This is a genomic window from Pseudarthrobacter oxydans, from assembly GCF_030812335.1.
GTDB classification, from domain to species: Bacteria; Actinomycetota; Actinomycetes; order Actinomycetales; family Micrococcaceae; genus Arthrobacter; species Arthrobacter oxydans_B.
The window spans coordinates 1-1,949 of the sequence record NZ_JAUSSN010000025.1 but is presented as its reverse complement, the minus strand read 5'-3'; the positions used below and the strand labels follow the sequence as shown (position 1 = coordinate 1,949).

At 55.3% G+C, this 1,949-nt stretch carries 2 rRNA genes; both read left to right on the top strand.

The window, feature by feature from the left end:
- Window positions 1-1,553 (top strand): 23S ribosomal RNA (locus J2W14_RS21145); the annotation flags it as partial.
- A 223-nt stretch (window positions 1,554-1,776) separates the two neighbouring features.
- A 5S ribosomal RNA gene (gene rrf / locus J2W14_RS21140) occupies window positions 1,777-1,893 on the top strand.
- The last annotated feature ends 56 nt before the right edge of the window (window positions 1,894-1,949 follow it).

The following is a 1,949-nucleotide window of genomic DNA, read 5'->3' as shown; positions in this document are numbered from 1 at the left end:
GACACCCCTTGTGGGTGAAGGGTTTTGGTGGAGCGCGGGACCTGATCCTGGGAGGCAAGCGTATTAACAGGTGTGACGCAGGAAGGTAGCCGAGCCGGGCGATGGTTGTCCCGGTCTAAGGATGTAGGGCGAACGGTAGGCAAATCCGCCGTTCATGATGCCTGAGACCCGATGGGACTCCCGTAAGGGGGGATTCGGTGATCCTATGCTGCCTAGAAAAGCATCGACGCGAGGTTTTAGCCGCCCGTACCCCAAACCGACACAGGTGATCAGGTAGAGAATACTAAGGCGATCGAGAGAATTATGGTTAAGGAACTCGGCAAAATGCCCCCGTAACTTCGGGAGAAGGGGGGCCCCCATCGTGATGGACACTTGCTGTCCGGAGCGTGCAGGGGCCGCAGAGACCAGGGGGAAGCGACTGTTTACTAAAAACACAGGTCCGTGCGAAGTCGCAAGACGATGTATACGGACTGACTCCTGCCCGGTGCTGGAAGGTTAAGAGGACCGGTTAGCCGCAAGGCGAAGCTGAGAATTCAAGCCCCAGTAAACGGCGGTGGTAACTATAACCATCCTAAGGTAGCGAAATTCCTTGTCGGGTAAGTTCCGACCTGCACGAATGGAGTAACGACTTCCCCGCTGTCTCAACCATAAACTCGGCGAAATTGCAGTACGAGTAAAGATGCTCGTTACGCGCAGCAGGACGGAAAGACCCCGAGACCTTTACTATAGTTTGGTATTGGTGTTCGGAGTGGCTTGTGTAGGATAGGTGGGAGACGTTGAAGCCCGGACGCCAGTTCGGGTGGAGTCATCGTTGAAATACCACTCTGGTCACTTTGGACATCTAACTTCGGCCCGTAATCCGGGTCAGGGACAGTGCCTGATGGGTAGTTTAACTGGGGCGGTTGCCTCCTAAAAAGTAACGGAGGCGCCCAAAGGTTCCCTCAGCCTGGTTGGCAATCAGGTGTCGAGTGTAAGTGCACAAGGGAGCTTGACTGTGAGAGAGACATCTCGAGCAGGGACGAAAGTCGGGACTAGTGATCCGGCGGTACATTGTGGAATGGCCGTCGCTCAACGGATAAAAGGTACCTCGGGGATAACAGGCTGATCTTGCCCAAGAGTCCATATCGACGGCATGGTTTGGCACCTCGATGTCGGCTCGTCGCATCCTGGGGCTGGAGTAGGTCCCAAGGGTTGGGCTGTTCGCCCATTAAAGCGGTACGCGAGCTGGGTTTAGAACGTCGTGAGACAGTTCGGTCCCTATCCGCTGCGCGCGCAGGAAATTTGAGAAGGGCTGTCCTTAGTACGAGAGGACCGGGACGGACGAACCTCTGGTGTGTCAGTTGTACTGCCAAGTGCACCGCTGATTAGCTACGTTCGGATGGGATAACCGCTGAAAGCATCTAAGCGGGAAGCTCGCTTCGAGATGAGATTTCCATACACCTTGTGTGTGAGAGGCCCCCAGCCAGACCACTGGGTTGATAGGCCGGATGTGGAAGCGAGGACTAACGACTCGTGAAGCTGACCGGTACTAATAGGCCGATAACTTACACCACACACTCTCCTCGTGAACGGATTCAAAAGACGTTCACACCATGAAGAGAGTACAAAGATAACAAGACTGCTTGCGTCCACTATGTGGTTCCCAAACAACAAACCCGTCACCAAACGGCACCGTTGTTCCAGGGAACAAAACCACAACACAATAAACAACACCACAGTTGTAACACCAGATTTCCCACCCCCGGGCCACAAACCCAGGGGAACGGGAGCAAGGGTTACGGCGGTCATAGCGTGGGGGAAACGCCCGGTCCCATTCCGAACCCGGAAGCTAAGACCCACAGCGCCGATGGTACTGCACCCGGGAGGGTGTGGGAGAGTAGGTCACCGCCGGAACATCATTAAACGGTCGAGAGCCCCAACCACACGGTTGGGGCTCTCCCGCATTTAAC